Source organism: Formosa sp. F44 (genome assembly GCF_056238645.1).
In genome coordinates this window covers 1-16,170 of record NZ_JBWDLJ010000010.1, presented here as the reverse complement: position 1 = coordinate 16,170, position 16,170 = coordinate 1, and the positions used below count along the sequence as shown (strand labels likewise).

At 29.9% G+C, this 16,170-nt stretch carries 17 protein-coding genes; all 17 read right to left on the bottom strand.

What is annotated here, in order from left to right; translation table 11 throughout:
- Nucleotides 1-93: 93 nt before the first annotated feature.
- The 17 genes from AC0UBM_RS18100 to AC0UBM_RS18020 all read right to left on the bottom strand — a co-directional run bounded on the left by AC0UBM_RS18100 (nucleotide 94) and on the right by AC0UBM_RS18020 (nucleotide 16,026).
- A complete protein-coding gene (locus tag AC0UBM_RS18100) occupies nucleotides 94-720 on the bottom strand; it encodes a hypothetical protein (protein ID WP_475689592.1) in 627 nt (208 codons plus the stop codon).
- 186 nt (nucleotides 721-906) lie between these two features.
- A complete protein-coding gene (locus AC0UBM_RS18095) occupies nucleotides 907-4,167 on the bottom strand; it encodes a hypothetical protein (protein ID WP_475689591.1) in 3,261 nt (1,086 codons plus the stop codon).
- A 177-nt stretch (nucleotides 4,168-4,344) separates the two neighbouring features.
- The gene (locus AC0UBM_RS18090; RefSeq protein ID WP_475689590.1) at nucleotides 4,345-4,824 is read right to left on the bottom strand and encodes a HEPN family nuclease; all 480 of its coding nucleotides are present in this window, start codon (nucleotides 4,822-4,824) and stop codon (nucleotides 4,345-4,347) included.
- 10 nt (nucleotides 4,825-4,834) lie between these two features.
- Complete coding sequence (locus AC0UBM_RS18085) at nucleotides 4,835-5,470, bottom strand: hypothetical protein (RefSeq protein ID WP_475689589.1); 636 nt, start codon at nucleotides 5,468-5,470, stop codon at nucleotides 4,835-4,837.
- Between the two features lie 15 nt (nucleotides 5,471-5,485).
- A complete protein-coding gene (locus tag AC0UBM_RS18080; protein WP_475689588.1) occupies nucleotides 5,486-6,220 on the bottom strand; it encodes a hypothetical protein in 735 nt (244 codons plus the stop codon).
- A 170-nt stretch (nucleotides 6,221-6,390) separates the two neighbouring features.
- Nucleotides 6,391-6,684, bottom strand: coding sequence for a hypothetical protein (locus tag AC0UBM_RS18075; protein WP_475689587.1), 294 nt, complete (start codon nucleotides 6,682-6,684; stop codon nucleotides 6,391-6,393).
- Nucleotides 6,685-7,196: 512 nt separating this feature from the next.
- Nucleotides 7,197-7,877, bottom strand: coding sequence for a class I SAM-dependent methyltransferase (locus AC0UBM_RS18070; protein WP_475689586.1), 681 nt, complete (start codon nucleotides 7,875-7,877; stop codon nucleotides 7,197-7,199).
- Nucleotides 7,878-8,008: 131 nt separating this feature from the next.
- Nucleotides 8,009-8,794, bottom strand: coding sequence for a tetratricopeptide repeat protein (locus AC0UBM_RS18065; protein ID WP_475689585.1), 786 nt, complete (start codon nucleotides 8,792-8,794; stop codon nucleotides 8,009-8,011).
- Between the two features lie 160 nt (nucleotides 8,795-8,954).
- Nucleotides 8,955-9,395 carry a DinB family protein gene (locus AC0UBM_RS18060; protein WP_475689584.1) on the bottom strand — a complete coding sequence of 147 codons (441 nt, stop codon included), beginning with the start codon at nucleotides 9,393-9,395 and terminating at the stop codon, nucleotides 8,955-8,957.
- 170 nt (nucleotides 9,396-9,565) lie between these two features.
- Entirely contained in the window at nucleotides 9,566-10,429 is an 864-nt protein-coding gene (locus AC0UBM_RS18055; protein ID WP_475689583.1) for a GIY-YIG nuclease family protein, read from the bottom strand.
- Between the two features lie 168 nt (nucleotides 10,430-10,597).
- On the bottom strand, nucleotides 10,598-11,257 hold the full coding sequence (locus tag AC0UBM_RS18050) for a hypothetical protein (RefSeq protein WP_475689582.1): 660 nt from the start codon (nucleotides 11,255-11,257) through the stop codon (nucleotides 10,598-10,600).
- Between the two features lie 119 nt (nucleotides 11,258-11,376).
- Nucleotides 11,377-12,120: a DUF6794 domain-containing protein gene (locus AC0UBM_RS18045; RefSeq protein ID WP_475689581.1), complete on the bottom strand. Its 744-nt coding sequence runs from the start codon at nucleotides 12,118-12,120 to the stop codon at nucleotides 11,377-11,379.
- A 218-nt stretch (nucleotides 12,121-12,338) separates the two neighbouring features.
- Nucleotides 12,339-12,842: a hypothetical protein gene (locus AC0UBM_RS18040; RefSeq protein WP_475689580.1), complete on the bottom strand. Its 504-nt coding sequence runs from the start codon at nucleotides 12,840-12,842 to the stop codon at nucleotides 12,339-12,341.
- A 118-nt stretch (nucleotides 12,843-12,960) separates the two neighbouring features.
- Nucleotides 12,961-13,407, bottom strand: a complete 447-nt coding sequence (locus AC0UBM_RS18035; RefSeq protein WP_334471905.1) for a UPF0158 family protein — start codon at nucleotides 13,405-13,407, stop codon at nucleotides 12,961-12,963.
- Nucleotides 13,407-13,856, bottom strand: a complete 450-nt coding sequence (locus AC0UBM_RS18030; protein ID WP_475689579.1) for a WapI family immunity protein — start codon at nucleotides 13,854-13,856, stop codon at nucleotides 13,407-13,409. The genes AC0UBM_RS18035 and AC0UBM_RS18030 overlap by 1 nt, the downstream gene beginning before the upstream one ends.
- Nucleotides 13,857-14,932: 1,076 nt before the next feature.
- Entirely contained in the window at nucleotides 14,933-15,184 is a 252-nt protein-coding gene (locus AC0UBM_RS18025) for a hypothetical protein (protein ID WP_475689578.1), read from the bottom strand.
- Between the two features lie 170 nt (nucleotides 15,185-15,354).
- Nucleotides 15,355-16,026, bottom strand: coding sequence for a hypothetical protein (locus AC0UBM_RS18020; protein WP_475689577.1), 672 nt, complete (start codon nucleotides 16,024-16,026; stop codon nucleotides 15,355-15,357).
- Nucleotides 16,027-16,170: the final 144 nt, after the last annotated feature.

Sequence of the window (16,170 nt, the reverse complement as noted above, 5' to 3'; positions counted from 1 at the left end):
TCCGCAGGAAAATCAGACGTAGTAAACTTGCAACGACCTTTGGTTAAGCCCAAAATTGAGCAATTATTTTTATACATTGTTACCCACCGTTTTTTATTCGTTCAGTAATTTAGTTTCGAATAGTGACAATGATTGTTCAATTCCATCATCAACTATTTTTCCACATATTTTGACTTTATCCAATTTCTTAACTTTTTGCTCGTCCGATTTGTTAGTAAAATAAGCAATTAAATCTCGTTTCTGTCCGTTGTAATCAACTTTCGCCATTAAGTAATGATGTCCACCGTCAGCTCCAGTCGATTGAATTTTATAGTCCGTTAATTCAGTTTCAAAGTCTTCTGTCTTTTCAAATAAACTCCAATAATTTTCAAAACTATCTTGACTGATTTCTGAAGTCTCAAGATGATTTTTAAAATCTGTCAATAATAAATTGTTGTCAGTCCAATAACCATAGTTATTTTTAAATGGCATTTTTATAATTATTCTTCCGTTTTTATCCATTCCGATTTCACGTTCTGGAATTCCGGTTTCGTTGTCCAATTCAACAATCCACGTTTCCACGAGGTCAATTTTATTTTCGAAATCAGGATTTGCTTTTGGAATTATCGTACTTAAAATTCCAATTATGGCTTTTTTAAAATTGCGTTTTACTATACCGTCAGCTTTCGCTATTTGCTCGCTTTTCGGTATTTTGAATTGTATGTACGTTGTTTTTTTCAAATGGTGGGTAACGGTTGGTATAAGAAACGTAGGGCAGTTGATAAGCATTTTCGTTTCGGTTTATTACTTAGCTAAATATAAATATTTTGCTTTTATCTTTTTTACTATAAATGCCAAATTTTATATTTAGCGGACTTAATTAATATTCACAGAACTTTTGTTTTAGCACCAAATGCCCTATGTTTTTTATACATTGTTAGGTGTCTGGCTTTTTATTTTCACGCTAAACATAGATAAGTTCATATACTTTTCAAAACTCTTAACAGCTTCTTTAAATTCGTTGTCATCTCTATAAAGTTTTATCATTGTAAGTATATTTCCAGGATGATAATAAAGTGAATAAAAATAATTTATACTTTTCGTTTTGTTTATTAAAGAGTTATATAATATTTCTTGAAAACTTTCACTTATCTCTTTTGGTTCATATATTTTAAAAATATCAATTTCAGGTAAAGAAGTGTAATTTCCGTCAGAAAATTTTGTGATTTCATAAGGCTTCAATTGCTTCTTTTTAATAAAGTTCAGGTCTTTGATAGTTAGGATTCCATTATCAAACCTCTGTTGGCTATTTTGTTTGTATTTGTCATAGTCATTCTGTTCAATCTCTTCTTCAAACCTTAATTTAGATTGCTTTAATTTGAGAACAGTTTTTTGTTGGTTTTTTTTGAATCTAATTTTAAACTTAAATAAGTTTAGAGTAAACTCAAGGTTACTAAAATAATTAGAATGAAGTACGTTTTCTATATCTTCCAAATCAATAGAAAGACTTTGTTTGTATTCTATTAATCTGTTTTCTGCAATATTATATGTTCGTTCTCCTAGTTTGTTTATATATTTTTTTGGGAGTTTAAACCATTCAATATTCAATTCTTTAATGTCAAAATTATTTTCTAAATATGGAATTATTTCTGCTGGTTTATATAAGATTATAAATTCTGCTAGTAAATGTCTGTATCCTTTTTCCGAAATTTCTTGTATTACGTGAATTAACTCCACACATTCTTTGAGACAAATTAAATCTTCGCTTTGTAATGTTTTTAATGCAATTGGTAAACTATATAAAGTGTAATCCTTTCTTTGATAATATTTAATCCAAAAAGGATAAATATTTTGAATATCAATTTTTCTATTTTCTAATAAAGCTAACCGAATATGATTATGAATTTTATCTCTTAGATTGAAGCTTCCTAAATGAGAATATACTTTAATAATTTTTTCTAAAGTTAAATCGTGATATTCATTTCTCCCTTCATCAATTTTTAATCCATACGAAAGAAGATTGTTGTAGACATCTTTCAAAATCCAATTTAAATAGAAATCTCTAATATTTTGATTTCGTAATAACTCTAGAAGCTTTAATGTAGCATTAGATGATTTTCCAATTAAATAATCTTTAAAACTAGATTTAAGATATTCATAATCTTTAATTTTGGAATTATGAATTATTATGTTTTCTATAATATGTGTTAGATGTTCTCTAAAATTTATTTTGTCTTTTAGAGCTTTGTCAATTGTCTTTTTGTTTAACGATTTTGAATGTTTTTTAATATAGTTTACTTCGTCATAAACGTCATTTTCTAGTTCATTATGAAAATGTTCTGTGCCGTAATTGTCATTGGCTGTTCTATTATAAATTAGTACTGCATTTTTTGTCTTTATGTAATAATACATTCCAAACAGATAATCTGAACTTGTAATTTCTTCATCTGTTATACCATTATTTATCAATGATTGTACATAAGTGTAATAAAAAGTGTTGAGAGTCGAAATGTGTTCTCGTAAAACTAAGTTTAAAATTAACGATAAATCGTAGTAATTAATTACACTTAATTCGTTCGGAGAAATTACATTTAATGTTTCTCGAAGTTGAGTGTAAAATGTTATGATGGATTCATAATCAACTATGTTTTCTATTATTTTCTCAAATGATTCTATTGAGGAATATTTAATAATAATTTCTTTTTTTTGTTCTTTTGAAAGTAGAAATAAGCTAAATCGAGATAGAAATCTCTTTTCAAGATTTAAAATAGATTCGCTAACAATACTATTGACTTTTTTAGTTTTATAAGAATAATCAACTTGCTTTCTTAAAAAGGTGTTGAAACTATCGTGAAAAAGTGATATTCTATTTAGTTTAATGTCAAACAAATAAGGATGTTCCTTAATAAACTCGTTTACATAATATTTTTCATCTCCTATAAATAAATCTATTTCAGTTTCCATTATATAAGATTTAGAACATAGAAAAAGAGATAAACTTTGTTTTCCTTTTTCATTTGAAATAATTTCTTGGTAATATGAATCTATATTATGAATTTGCTCAATTGGAGGTGTCTTTTTATGTAGCTTATAATGCTCCGTAACGTATTTAACTATAATAGGGTAACCTTGAGAAATTTTAAATATTTCTCCAATGATTGAATATTCTGATAGATGAAAGAGTTCTTTTAAAACTTTTTCAGTTTGCTTTAAATTCCAATTTTCAAGTGTGTGCTTTTTCCAGTCTAATTTGCTTACAAGTGGTCTTGATAAAACAATTATTTCACAATAATCCTTTGCTCTATTAATGAAATTTATAAAACAGTCAAACTCAGAATTATTGTAGTTCTCTACGTGGTCAAGACCATCAATTATAAACGTTTTCTTTTCTACTTTTAATTCGTCTAAGAGTTCTTCAATTGTTCTTGTGTTTTGGTCATAAAAAAGCTTGGTATTTAAATCACGAATAAAATTTTCAAATTTTAGCCTCTCTTGATAATCTCTGTCTTGATTTCCAACCCAAAAGCGATATAAAATATTGTTTTCATATTCTTTTGTAAGTGTATTTACAAAATGACTTTTTCCAATTCCAGGTTTACCTTCAATCAATAGTAGCTTATCAAATTTTAGAAGTTTATGACTAATTGTAACAGATTCTTCCTGTAATTCTGTTATAAAGACTTTAAGTTGAGGAAGAGATTCTCTTGAAATTTCCCATATTCTTTTATCTAAAGTTGTATTGAAGAAAGAATCTATTTCGTTTCTTCTTCGAGGATTATTTACATATAAATCATCTATTTTTTTATCAATTTGAGTTCTTGATAATGAAATTATTGAAACATTATTTGCTAATTTATAACTTGGAAAGCTCAGTATTTCCTCATTTGATTTGAAGGAAATATTTCTAAAGAATATTATATTTTGTTTTGAAGATAATTCAAGAGGTTTGTGCCCTTTCATTATGACTTTATTGTCCTGAATTTTTAGGTCATTAAACTTTATATCCTCAAAATCTTTTATTTGAAATTGAATTACTTCTGAATTAGTCGTGATTACTAAATCGTCAAAATTATCTGTGGTTTTAGCTTCTATTTCAATTTTAGAAATATTTCGTTCCACATCCATTAATGAGAGTAGGAGAAAGGTTACTTGTTTTTGATAAGAGTATCCACTAAATGCATTTTTCATCTATTTCACTAAATTGTTTTTTCTTATCAAATTTTTCTATTCGGACGTTTTTTTAGCTTGCACCTAACGTGTTCGCATAAGATTAGTTGCGTGTTTTAAGCACTAAAGTTAGCAAATAAATCACAGATAGAAAGTCTACGAGGACTTTCGTAAGTAGGCTATAACCAGCAATTAATTTTATACGGTGTTAGCTGCTGGCTTTTTATTCAGTTCTTTTAAATATTCATCTGCAATATAGAATGCAAATTTTCTTAGTTCAGAGGTTTTGAGTTCAAGATTTAGTCCTATATTTCCATTTTGACCGTCCTGAATAATTACACCTTTCCATTTATTATCTTCACTAATCGATTCAATTCTTTGATGAGCGATTCCATTCCGCATTCGGGTTAAAAGGTTTTTTAAATCATTGTTGTTTCCACGTCTATCAAATTGAAAGTTAGGGGAATTTAATACAAATTGGATTTCTGGAATATCATTTAAATCCTTATTCATAAAATTTAGTTTTCTTACTCTCGCATTGTGTTGATGCGGTAAAACAATTAAACTTAATATTCCATTCATTAAAAGTGTCAAATTGTATTTACCCTTATAAGATTGAATTAGTTCTTTTGTTCTGCGAATTAATTCTATATCGTATTTGCCATTTGGAATTCCCATAACTTTAGTTTTATTGGTCAAAATATAATTGAAAATGACCATTTGGTCTTGTCAATCGAAAAGTAATTTCATCTAATTTCCATTTCCTTCCTATCCATTCTTCTTTCTTAAATTCTTCATCTTTAATCTGTCCCAAATTCTCAATATCATCTCCGAGTATTTCACAGAACTGTTTATATAAATGTTGAATTTCCATAGAATAAACTCTGTGATTACTTGGGCCATTTTGACTTAAAAGGATAAGTGTTTCGCTACCATCATTTGGAATTAATACCATAATTTTATTAAAAAAGCCGAAGAAAAAGAACGGAACATAATATGTCCTCAAAGTAGCTGTTTCCATTACTTCTTCATAAAACTCAGCTGTTTTGATTATTTCAAATGGTATCCTGAAATTTAAAATAACCTCTTTTATGTCGAGATATTTTTGATAGTATTCTACAAATTCAGATGGTTTTAGAACTATCGTATTAATACCTAATTTTTCATAAATCAATTTAGTTTTCTTGTATGATTTATTGTCATTTATGATGTAGAAATTACAAGTAGAAGCAAAAGCAGCGTGAAATGCATCTTCGGTAGTATTTTTAAATGTTTCTTTTCTCCCTTTTTTTATATTCACTTTGTCTTCTTGATAACCGTGCATATCAAGCAAGAGATATTAGTTCGTAATTTCGTTAAACCATTCAGGTGCATTTTTTGAATTATCTATAAATTGATTTGGGTTAGTACCAACTTTTTTATATTTATCATCTATTATTTTATATGGGTCTTTTGAGTCAAAAATTTTATCTCTATTAATTCCCATTCCTCCTTGAACAGTTTTTCTTAATTCTTGATAACCGTCAGATTCATTAAGGTTCAAATTCATTTGGCTGAAATTTTTGAAAAAACCGTCCATAGTCGGATTTTCTTTTAGTCCAGGAAACATTTTATCCATTTGTTCAGCACTTTCAGGATTTTCAAATGCTTGTTTCAGTGATTCTTCGAGTGGTATTGATTTGAGTAAATTTATCAGCGATTTTCCAATACTTTTAGTAAGGTCGTCTTGTTCGAAAATGTTCATTAACCCATCAAGGCTTAAATCATTAAAGGTGTCTTTTTCTTCAATTCTTTGTTCAAAAAGTTCTTTGGGTGGATAAAAGTCAAGTACAACTTCTTTTCCTGTATTCATTAAACACTTGTTTTTGGTAAGCTCGGAAATAAAGTTTAAATCTGATTCAATATATTCTCTTTGTATGCTGGTTTCTTTGAAGCTAGAGAATATATCTCCAATATGAGAAGTAGAAAATGGAATAAATAATTTTTCATTGTCAAGAATTATTTCTTTCAGTTCGATATGGTCGCCATTTTTTATTTGCGACAATACATTCCAATCGAAATATGTCTTTATCATATGAAAATGTGTTGTTTTTCAGCTTGCAGCTAACGTTTATGTGTAAGGAACGTTGCGTGTTTGAGTGCGAGGATTTTCCGAAGGAAAATCGGATGCTAGCAAACAAAGCAACGACCAAACGCTTGAACTAAAATAAGCAATGTTTTTTACACGGTGTTGGCACCAGTTTTTTATTTTTCACTAAATTCAATTCGCTTCGAGTTCAAAAGTGTGTCACTATCCTTAAACTTTATTGATTTGAATATATCCAAAATCAGTTCTTCATTTTTGATGTCTTTACCAATTAAATTAAAACTGTTCTTTTTAAATGCTTTTTCAATATAAATTCCAATTGTTCCATTTCCGATTTCTTTTGGTTTGGTCAACAATGTAATTTTTCCATTTATTGTGTCGGTTGAGAAGAGTTGTTTATCTCTGTCTTCGTATTCAAAGTCATATGAGTACCAACCATAATCAAAAGTCAATGAGTCAATTCCGTTTGTAATTCCACCTACATAACTGTCGATTCCATTAAACTCAATTTTTTTCCAATCAGAAGGGAGTTTGATATTAAAAGTTCCAAAATTTAAATCACTATTTGATTTAGTAGAATTTAAACCANAATTCCGTTTGTAATTCCACCTACATAACTGTCGATTCCATTAAACTCAATTTTTTTCCAATCAGAAGGGAGTTTGATATTAAAAGTTCCAAAATTTAAATCACTATTTGATTTAGTAGAATTTAAACCACTTATGAAATAAAGACTAATTCCTATCAGGAAAATTATTCCAAAATATAAGGTCGCTTTGTTCATTGTTCAAATTGGTGCCAACGGTCTTGTGTATGATTAGTGGCGTGTTTAAGCACCTAATTTAGCAAATAAAAACCAGATAGAAAATCCGAGAGGATTTTCGTAAGTAGGCGAGAACTAGCCATTAATTATACACGTTGTTGCCAATAGTTATTTTATTTTTTTTCCTTTAATTCCACTTGCTCAACCGAAAAAATATTCCACATATTCAACTTCAAATTCAGGTCTGTTAAAAATCTGATACGTGTTTTTTGAGTTTCCAAATTCTTCTGTATAAACTCCTAACATTTTATAGGTCTCTGGACTTCCAAGAAATACTTTTCCTAAAATCGGAATAATATTTTTCAAGTAAAACATATAAAATGGTTTTAAGATTTTACTTTTTGGAACAGAAACGTCAATTAAGGAAAACTTTCCGTTTGGTTTTAAAATTCGGTTAATTTCGTTTGCTAATTTTCCAAGTTGTTCATCATTAAATGTCTTTAATCCAAATCCTGAAATTACATAGTCAGCTGTTTCGTTTGCAATTGAATTGTCAAAAACATTTTCTTTAAGAATCTCAACTTTAGATTTTTTGAATTTAGATTTATTCTTTTCCGCCCGATTTATCATTTCGGTTGAGAAGTCAAGTCCGATTAGTTTTGAGTTATTGTCCGAATTTTTTAAAATATGTTTCCAACATTCCCCCATTCCGGTCATTAAATCGACAACTGTTTTTCCTTTCTCGATTCCAATTTCTTCAACACATTGTCTTCTCCATCTTTCACTAAATCCGAATGAGGTTATGTAATTCATTTTTGAATACGAACTACTCATTTTGTCAAATAGCTTTTCAACAAATTTAGGCTCGTAAATTTCTTTCATTCGTGATGTTGGTCATAATTATTGGCAACGGTCTCGGCTATGAGTAGTGGTGTGGTTTAGTGGTTAATTTAGCAAGTACACACCAAACTGAAAATCCGTGAGGATTTTCAGAAGTAGGCGAGAACAAGCAATTACTTATAGCCATTGTTAGGGTGCGTTTTTATATTCAGTTTATTTATTCCAGTTCGATATTTTTCGGATAAATAGATTTCGGTTGTGTCATTTCCATTACTCGAACTACTTCCCGATATGTTTAGATGATTTTCTCTTAAAACCAATTCAAGACTATCTGAATTTGTTGTTTTAATTAAAATATCTCTTTTTGGGTCAAACTCTAAATTTCCGTTTCCTTGATAAAATTCAAATTCGTTTCTGAAAGTTTCGAGATATTCTTTATTGCTTTCAGTTAGCCAATCCAAATCTAAAGTTTCATTAAGTCTGCTTACAGCTTTCTCTTTTTTTCCAGCCAAGGTTTCGAGCATTGCATAGTTGATCAAAGGACTTAAATCCATTTCATCTTTAACTTCTGGTTTGTCCGTTAATTCAAGAGCTTTTTTGTAGCTTTCAATTGCTTGTTCTTTTTGTCCGTTGAATTCAAAAAGTCCACCTTTCACTTGGTAGTAATATTCAGTTTCTTTTTGTTCAGCCGGTATTTTTTCTAAAAGTTCGAATGCTTTGTCTAGACTATCTTGCTCGACATAAACTCCAATTAGTTCATATCGGATGAAAGTATTGGATTGGTCAATTTCGATAGCTTTTGTATAATTTCTTTTTGCGTTTTCCAAATCGCCATTCATTCTGTATTCAACTGCTTTTTCGTTGAATTCAGTCAAACGTTTTTTGTCCGCTTCTGAAATCGGATTTTTGCAACCACTTGCAATAAAAAGCAATAATATGATGTATGTAATATTTTTCATTTTAAATGCACCCTAACGGTCTCGGCTATGAACAGTTGCGTGGGTTAGCACTAACTTTTGCAAGCACATACAAAGCTGAAAATTCCGCAGGAATTTTCAGGATAAGTCTGTAATAGAAATTGTTTATAGCCATTGTTGTGGTGTCGTTTTTTATTTTTATCTATCGTTTGTAAAATATATAATCAGTTACAATTGGGTCAATTCCGCTTTGTCTTAAATCCGAAATTATTTGTCCTTTATGATGGCTAAAATGATTAGCTACGTGAAACAAAATCTGTTGCATTGAATTGTCAAATTCTGTTCCTTTCGAGTTCTTGTATGTAATTCTTTCTTCCAATTCTCGCTCGTCAAGTATTTTCAGAGTTTCTTGATAATTTTCATTGTCAATTCCAGCGCATTTTTCGAGTGAATGTATTTGGTGAACACCCAGCTTTTCTTTTCCAGTTATTCTCGCATTCCAAATTTGTTGAGCATTTATCAAGTGAGAAAAGAGTGGAATAGTCCGCTTTGGTAGTTTATTCTCATATTCAATCAGTTGTTGAATCAGCTTTTGGTTAAAGTGATTATGATATTCAAATATGTCTTTAAAAAACTCTTTCATTTTTCTGTTCGGTTACGTTCTGTCAAATGCACCACAACGTGTTTGTGTATGATTTTGTTGCGTGTTTAGGTACTAAAGTTAGCAAATAAATCACAGATAAAAAGTCCGCGAGGACTTTCGTAAGTAGGCTATAACTAGCAATGAATTATACACGGTGTTCTACGCAGTTTTTATTCCAGTATTTCTTTAATTTCTGCTATTTCTCTGTCAGTCAATTCGAACCATTCTCCACGTAATCTTTTGTTTTCATAAGATTTGTGTAATGAACTTTCAAAAGCTAAAGCAATTTTTCGGTTAGAAAACCCTTTTGAGGTTATCAGTTCAATAGTTGGCTTTTCGCTTTGTAAAGTTTTTTCTCGATACTCTGGATTATTAGATATTCCAATTTTGTAATAACCATTTGCCAAATCTTTCATTAAATACAAGTGGCAAACTTCTGTTAAACTGATTTCATCTTTAAAATCAAGTTTTGATAATGGTTCATAATTTTCTATTTCGCCAACTATCTTATTATAATCTACGAATAAGTTTTTCAGAGCAATTTGTAAATTTTCTTTATTGTCGTATTTATGATATGTTCCGCCAAAAGGTCGCATTCCTTCAATTTTTCTGTTTCCAGAAGTCAGAATTCGCCAGTCTTTTATTAGATTTTGAGATAGATTTTCTAAATCCTCTTTGTACAATAAAATTCTATTTTCGTAAACTTGTTTATACGTATCGTTTAGACTGTTATACAGATGAAAAGACTTTTTTTCTATATCAAATTCCAAAACTTCATTGTTCTCAAATAATATATAAAACTTGTCTCCAATGTCAAGCATAAAATCTTTACTTGGATGTCTTATTATTAAATAATCTTTTCCCTCTAAATGATTTGCTGTAAGAAAAAGTCGATTAATATCAGGTTTAGTAGAAACCATATTAATAGTTCCATTCAAAACTTTTTCATAAAATTCATTTCCACCTAACGATTCCCATTCAAGGTTGAATTTTTTAGTAAAAGGGTCGGATTTTGAAATTGGAATGTTTGTCATTGTTGGTTTTAGTCAAATTGCGTAGAACGTTTATGTATAAGAATAGTTGCGGGTTTGTATGCGAGGATTTTCCGAAGGAAAATCAGATGTTACAAACACGCAACGACCTTTGATTAAGCACTAAACCGTAATTATTTTTATACGGTGTTACCCACAGTATTTTTTCGTTTACCTTGGGTTTTTGTTCAGTAAATTCACAATGTCGTAATAAAATCCAATTGCGATGATAGTCTTATTTAGTCCGTTGTCAAAATCAGTTTTTTTCATCTCGTTTTTCATAGCTCCAGCAATTATTGTTGGTGCAACATCGCCATATTCAGATTGAGAATTCAGTATTTCTTTAATTCCTTTATTGTTTGAAACCTTGTTTATACACTCTAAATATAATCCGTTTGAGTTTAAAACATAGAGTTCAATCTTTTCTTTTTCTGGCTCTTCATAGCCTGGTGCAACCACAATTGGTATTTCTTCTTCATCCTCAATAAATTCAGTCCATATTTTTCCGAATGTCCCGTTTTTTTCCATTTCGTCAACTATTTCAATAGAATTGCTATTTAGATAGAAATCCGCTGTGAAATTTCTTTCAGTTTGTATTGAACCTAATTCGGAAAGATAGTTAATGAAATTTTCGTTATTGTCAGTATTTTGATAGTGTTCAGATAATAGTTTTTCGAAATGGGAAGTAGCTTTGTTTAGCAATTCCACGTCTTTATCTGATAAACAACTTTTCAGTTCGTCAGCATAATTTTCATCCGTTTGAGATCGGCAAGAAAACAGACTGATTGTCAAAATCAGAAGCAAAATTTTATTAAGCATAGGTTTTTTCAATATTGTGGGTAACGTTTTGGTGTATGATTAGTTGCGTGGTTAAGCAACTAATTTAGTAAACAAATACTTGCCAGAGAAAATTCCGGAGGAATTTTCCAAATAGGCTCTTGCCAAAGCAATTAATTATACACGCTGTTGCCAGTAGTTTTTATTTTCCAAGCGCTATTAATTAATTGAATTTCAAATTCGTCGTTAACAACCAAATCGTCCATCATTATTTCAGTTTTCGGATGATTTTTATTTAGAATTTTTACTTTCAAATACGCATCGATAGAATCTTTTGAGAAATATTTATCTGTTATAATTCCGTCGATAGATAAATCAATGGAATCTCGGAATTTCCAATCCAAATTTGGACATCCGTAATCTACGGCACTATTATTTTCGCTAACAGGTAATTTTACATTAATCGTGTCACTTATTTTAAATCGATTATATTTTTCTAAACCTATTATCCTCTGTTTTTTCATACATTCCTTATATGGCTTTTCACTTTCTATAATTTCATTCACCTTGTCTTGGATGTAGACATTTTCGCCGTTCAAATATTGATGGTAAGAATATAATATTAATCCAGACATATAATCATCGTGTGTTATTCCCAAAGAATTGAAATATGCCACTATAGAATCCGATTTGGCGTGGTGGCGTAATAAATTGTTCCGCAAGTTTAATCCAATTCCAAAATGTAAGTTGTTTGGCGTTGTGTCGTTCTCTTTGATGTTTTTAAAACTTTCAATATTTTCAGGACTCCAAACTTCATTTAAATACTCAAAAGAATAATTCAGTTCTTTCGGAATTTCGTTTTTTCTATTACACGATAGAAAAGAAAATATTGTTAGAATTATTATTAGTTTTCTCAATTTTTCTCAAATTACTGGCAACGGTTTTGTATATGGCTCGTAGCGTGTAAATTAGCGATTATTTTTCGGTTAAGCACGAGCCGAATTTTTAAATTTTTCTTATTACCTTTTTTATCAATAAGCCAAATTTAAAAATTTGGCGGACTTCGCAAATATGCCTTAACTTCCGATTAAGCAACTGCCCAGCTATGAGCTATATACGTTGTTCTACACCGTTTTTATTCCGATGTTGCTTTTTCAGCACGCTCAATAATCGGTTCGTAATCAAATGTTGAGCAACTTCCTTCGCTTAAAACTCGTTTTCCAATTCGCTCAATTTTTCCGTCATCATTTTCCCAATCGAAAATATGAATATTAGCTCTAAAAACTTCATTCAGTTCATTGTAATTTAATTCGCCATTTTTTTCTCCGAAATTTTCTTCCGTTTCTATTATTTTGATTGGCAATCCGCCTTCTAAATAAATCGTAGTTCTTACTCGACCATATGAAAGTCCGATTTCCTCAACTATTTTGCATATTTGATTTTCGTTCCGCCAAACTTTTAAAATTCCGCCACCATCAGTTGTAATTCCAGTTAGCTCAACCCAATCAAATTCAGATTTCGTTAGAGTAGAGTCAGAGTTGATGGAGTTTACTTCATTCTCAATTCGGTCAAGTTTATTTTCTTGGCCAAAAGTTACAAATCCGATTAAGGTCAATATGATTACGAATGTTTTTTTCAAATGGTGTAGAACGTGTTTGTATATGGTTTGTTGCGTGGTTTAGCACGTAATTTAGCAAATAAAAACCAAATAGAAAATCCGCGAGGATTTTCGTAAGTAGGCTAGAACTAGCAATAAATTATATACGGTGTTGTGCGCTGGCTTTTCCGCTGTCTAATTGATTTTCTACTATTTTTTCCAACTCACTTTTCTTAAATTCAAACCAACTTTGTCTAAATTCAGAATGGTCGATTTTATGCTTAAAATTCTGAAAAGGCTTTTTATTTGCTAAAGTATTTTCCAATTCCGACTTTAAATTTTGGTCAGATAACTGCTCAACAAAAAGCTCCATAATTTTAAAAGACTCAAAGCTTTCTAATGTCTCAAATTTTATAAAATCCGCTTTATACTTTTCCACTTTTTCTAAACTGTCACTAAAAGCCTCTTTAAATTCATCCTCGTCCGAAAATTGTGAAAAATTCGGGATTGCAACAATTTCGTCAGTTTTAGAATTGTAATAACAGTCAAACCCGCAATCCAATTCTTGTGCTATTTCCTTTATTATTTCTGACTGTCTTTTTTCCATTAGATTGCTCTTCTCGGATATTGTTCAACTTGTTTTTCTAATTCCTTTACAATTAGTTTTAATTCGCTGTTGTTAAAAACGCAATCTACAAAATAATCTTTATCATCATCTGCACTTTGTGGTCGAGATTCCAAGTCAAATATTATTCTGATATGCTTTTCTTCTAAATTCTTTTTGGTCAGTTCAAATTCCAAGTTTGGTTCCATAAAAACAAGTGAATCAGAATCAGTTTCAATATTATTCGAGAGTTTTTCAAACCAATCTTTAATGTCATTTAAATCTCCAACTAAAAGTGATGGGTCAACAGTTTGCCAATTTCCACAATCACTTTTTACTTTTAAATAAACCAACAACCAATTAGAATCATATTCACAATTTGTTATTTCAGGAAACTGATAATTCGTTATCTTAAATTCAACAGATTGGTTGTTAATTCCTTTAAATATCATTTGATTACGATGGTTTTTTCAGCTTGCGCACAACGGTTAGGCTATGGTTAGTACGGGATTAAAAATAGAATAATTTTCGGATTTGCACTTAGCCAAAGCTTTTTATTTTGTTTTTATCTTTTTTATTTTAAAGCCAAATCAAAAGATTTGGCGGACTTTATAAATATGTACAGAATTTGGATTAAGCACCAAAACCCGTATTAACTATAGCCAGTGTTGGCATTTCGTTTTATTTTTTTTCAGCGTTTGAGTGAGTTCCGTCAGTGTTTTTATTCCGCAATATTTTTCAATTCCGATTGAGTGAGCAATTCCGTAATAAACTCAATTCCAGATTTTTATTTTTACTGCGTTTGAGTGAGTTCCGTTTAAGTTTTTATACCGCAATATTTTTCAATTTAGTTTCAGATTCTACAAATGAACTAAAAAGTCAGCATTTGATTTTATTCAGATTTATATTCCGTCATTGAAATAATATTCTATTTTTTGAAATAAAATACTTAAAAAATATTATTTTTCTGTAGTTTCCTTTTTATTAAAAAATTTATAAATCTCTTCCACCCAAAAAATGAAAAAAAATAACTTAAAGTATTTTATATAATATGGACACTCAATAAAATAAGGAAGAAACCCTATTAGTCCAATAAAGCCGAGTAATTTTAGATTTTTCAATTTTTCAATTTTTTTAGTTTAATTTAGATTTCGTCACTCAATGAATGCCAACGTTCGGGCTATGATTAGTACGGGAGCAAATAAGCGATTACTTTTGGTTTGGCACTAAGCAAAAACCGTTTGTTTTGTTTTTTATTTTTTTAATCACTACAAAATCCAACGGATTTTGTGACAAGATAAATATACACAAACCTTCTGATTAAGCCCAAACCCCGTATTAATTATAGCCATTGTTGGCATTTCGTTTTCTTTTTTATCAGCGTTTGAGTGAGTTCCGTCAGCGTTTTTATTCCGCAATATTTTTCAATTCCGATTGAGTGAGCAATTCCTCAACTTGCTAAATTCCGTATTCAATTCAAGTTGTTCAGTTTCCGCAAACGAGCTAAAAGTCAACGTTTTGTTTTAAATTACTTTTTTTTATATTTCTTATGTTCAATATTTTTCTTTCCTAAAATCCCATAAAATTTTCGTGGCGAGATTTTCAGGTCTTTTGTTATTTCGCTCACTTTTTTCTTTCCTTTCTTGTACAACTTTAAATTCTCATTTACTTTTTTGTCAAAGTAGTGTTTTTCGAGTTTCGCAACAATTTGTAATTCGGTCAGATTTGAGTCATTCGCATATTTTTCAATTTCCGATTTAATGTCTTTTAAATTACTCATAATTGTCATTTTTACGGTTCTGCTCAATGAATGCCAACGTTGATGTGTATGGTTAGTTGCGTGTTTCAGCAACTAAATTAGTAAACAAAAACGAACGCGAGAAAATTCCGAAGGAATTTTCCAAATAATCACTTGCCATAGCAATTAATTATACACGGTGTTGTGCAACGTTATTTTTTTCTTATCCATTGAGTTTTTAAAAATCCAGATTTTAATTCCAATTCGATAGAGTCATTCACATTTAGTCTTTCAAATTCAGTTTTAGAGACACGCATTAAGTCATTTTTCGTAATTGGACCCCAAGGTTCAAAATCAATTCTATACGCTATGGTTTTCCCGTTTTCAATTTTTTTATTTATAATTCTTGCTTTATAAAATTCAGGTTTGGATTGGTCAAGAAGTGCATTTGTCAAAATTGCTGTTCCGCAACCAAAAGTAGATAAGAATAGAATTCCCCAAAAGAATCCAGTAAATATTTTCTTTCCAACTAAATATTCTTTTGTCCCGTAGAACAAGATTGAAATTAAAGGAATACTAATTATTAAAGCATAGATAAAGATGTTTGTAAATCCAATTATTTTAATGTCGATTAATGCTCTTAAAATTAAAGCAAATGATGGAAATAGAATCGCTGAATCTATTTTTGGAATTGGTGTGTTGTTCCACTTTCTATAATCAATTCCAACTTTCCCTTGATGCTTTAGTGCAAATAAAATTCCCACAATAGGAATTAGAATATTTACCAAAACAGAAATTTCATAAAATTTCGGATAAGCGAAAAGCCAAATTGCAGATAAACCACCAATCCAATTTAATATAGTTGAAATTTTCTTAATCGTCATTCAGAGTTTGATTGGTTAATGTTGCACAACGTGCTTGTGTATGGTTAGTTGCGTGGTTCAGCGACTAAGTTAGCAAACATTTACGAACCCGTGAATATTCCGCAGGAATATTCGCAAGTAAGCTCAATAAAGCAATTAATTATA

Excerpts from the sequence above, each read along its gene's own strand:
- AC0UBM_RS18085 (WP_475689589.1), bottom strand. The coding sequence starts at position 5,470 with ATGCACGGTTATCAAGAAGACAAAGTGAATATAAAAAAAGGGAGAAAA.
- AC0UBM_RS18020 (WP_475689577.1), bottom strand. The coding sequence starts at position 16,026 with ATGACGATTAAGAAAATTTCAACTATATTAAATTGGATTGGTGGTTTA.
- AC0UBM_RS18090 (WP_475689590.1), bottom strand. The coding sequence starts at position 4,824 with ATGGGAATTCCAAATGGCAAATACGATATAGAATTAATTCGCAGAACA.
- AC0UBM_RS18025 (WP_475689578.1), bottom strand. The coding sequence starts at position 15,184 with ATGAGTAATTTAAAAGACATTAAATCGGAAATTGAAAAATATGCGAAT.
- AC0UBM_RS18055 (WP_475689583.1), bottom strand. The coding sequence starts at position 10,429 with ATGACAAACATTCCAATTTCAAAATCCGACCCTTTTACTAAAAAATTC.
- AC0UBM_RS18035 (WP_334471905.1), bottom strand. The coding sequence starts at position 13,407 with ATGGAAAAAAGACAGTCAGAAATAATAAAGGAAATAGCACAAGAATTG.
- AC0UBM_RS18065 (WP_475689585.1), bottom strand. The coding sequence starts at position 8,794 with ATGAAAAATATTACATACATCATATTATTGCTTTTTATTGCAAGTGGT.
- AC0UBM_RS18080 (WP_475689588.1), bottom strand. The coding sequence starts at position 6,220 with ATGATAAAGACATATTTCGATTGGAATGTATTGTCGCAAATAAAAAAT.
- AC0UBM_RS18070 (WP_475689586.1), bottom strand. The coding sequence starts at position 7,877 with ATGAAAGAAATTTACGAGCCTAAATTTGTTGAAAAGCTATTTGACAAA.
- AC0UBM_RS18030 (WP_475689579.1), bottom strand. The coding sequence starts at position 13,856 with ATGATATTTAAAGGAATTAACAACCAATCTGTTGAATTTAAGATAACG.
- AC0UBM_RS18060 (WP_475689584.1), bottom strand. The coding sequence starts at position 9,395 with ATGAAAGAGTTTTTTAAAGACATATTTGAATATCATAATCACTTTAAC.
- AC0UBM_RS18095 (WP_475689591.1), bottom strand. The coding sequence starts at position 4,167 with ATGAAAAATGCATTTAGTGGATACTCTTATCAAAAACAAGTAACCTTT.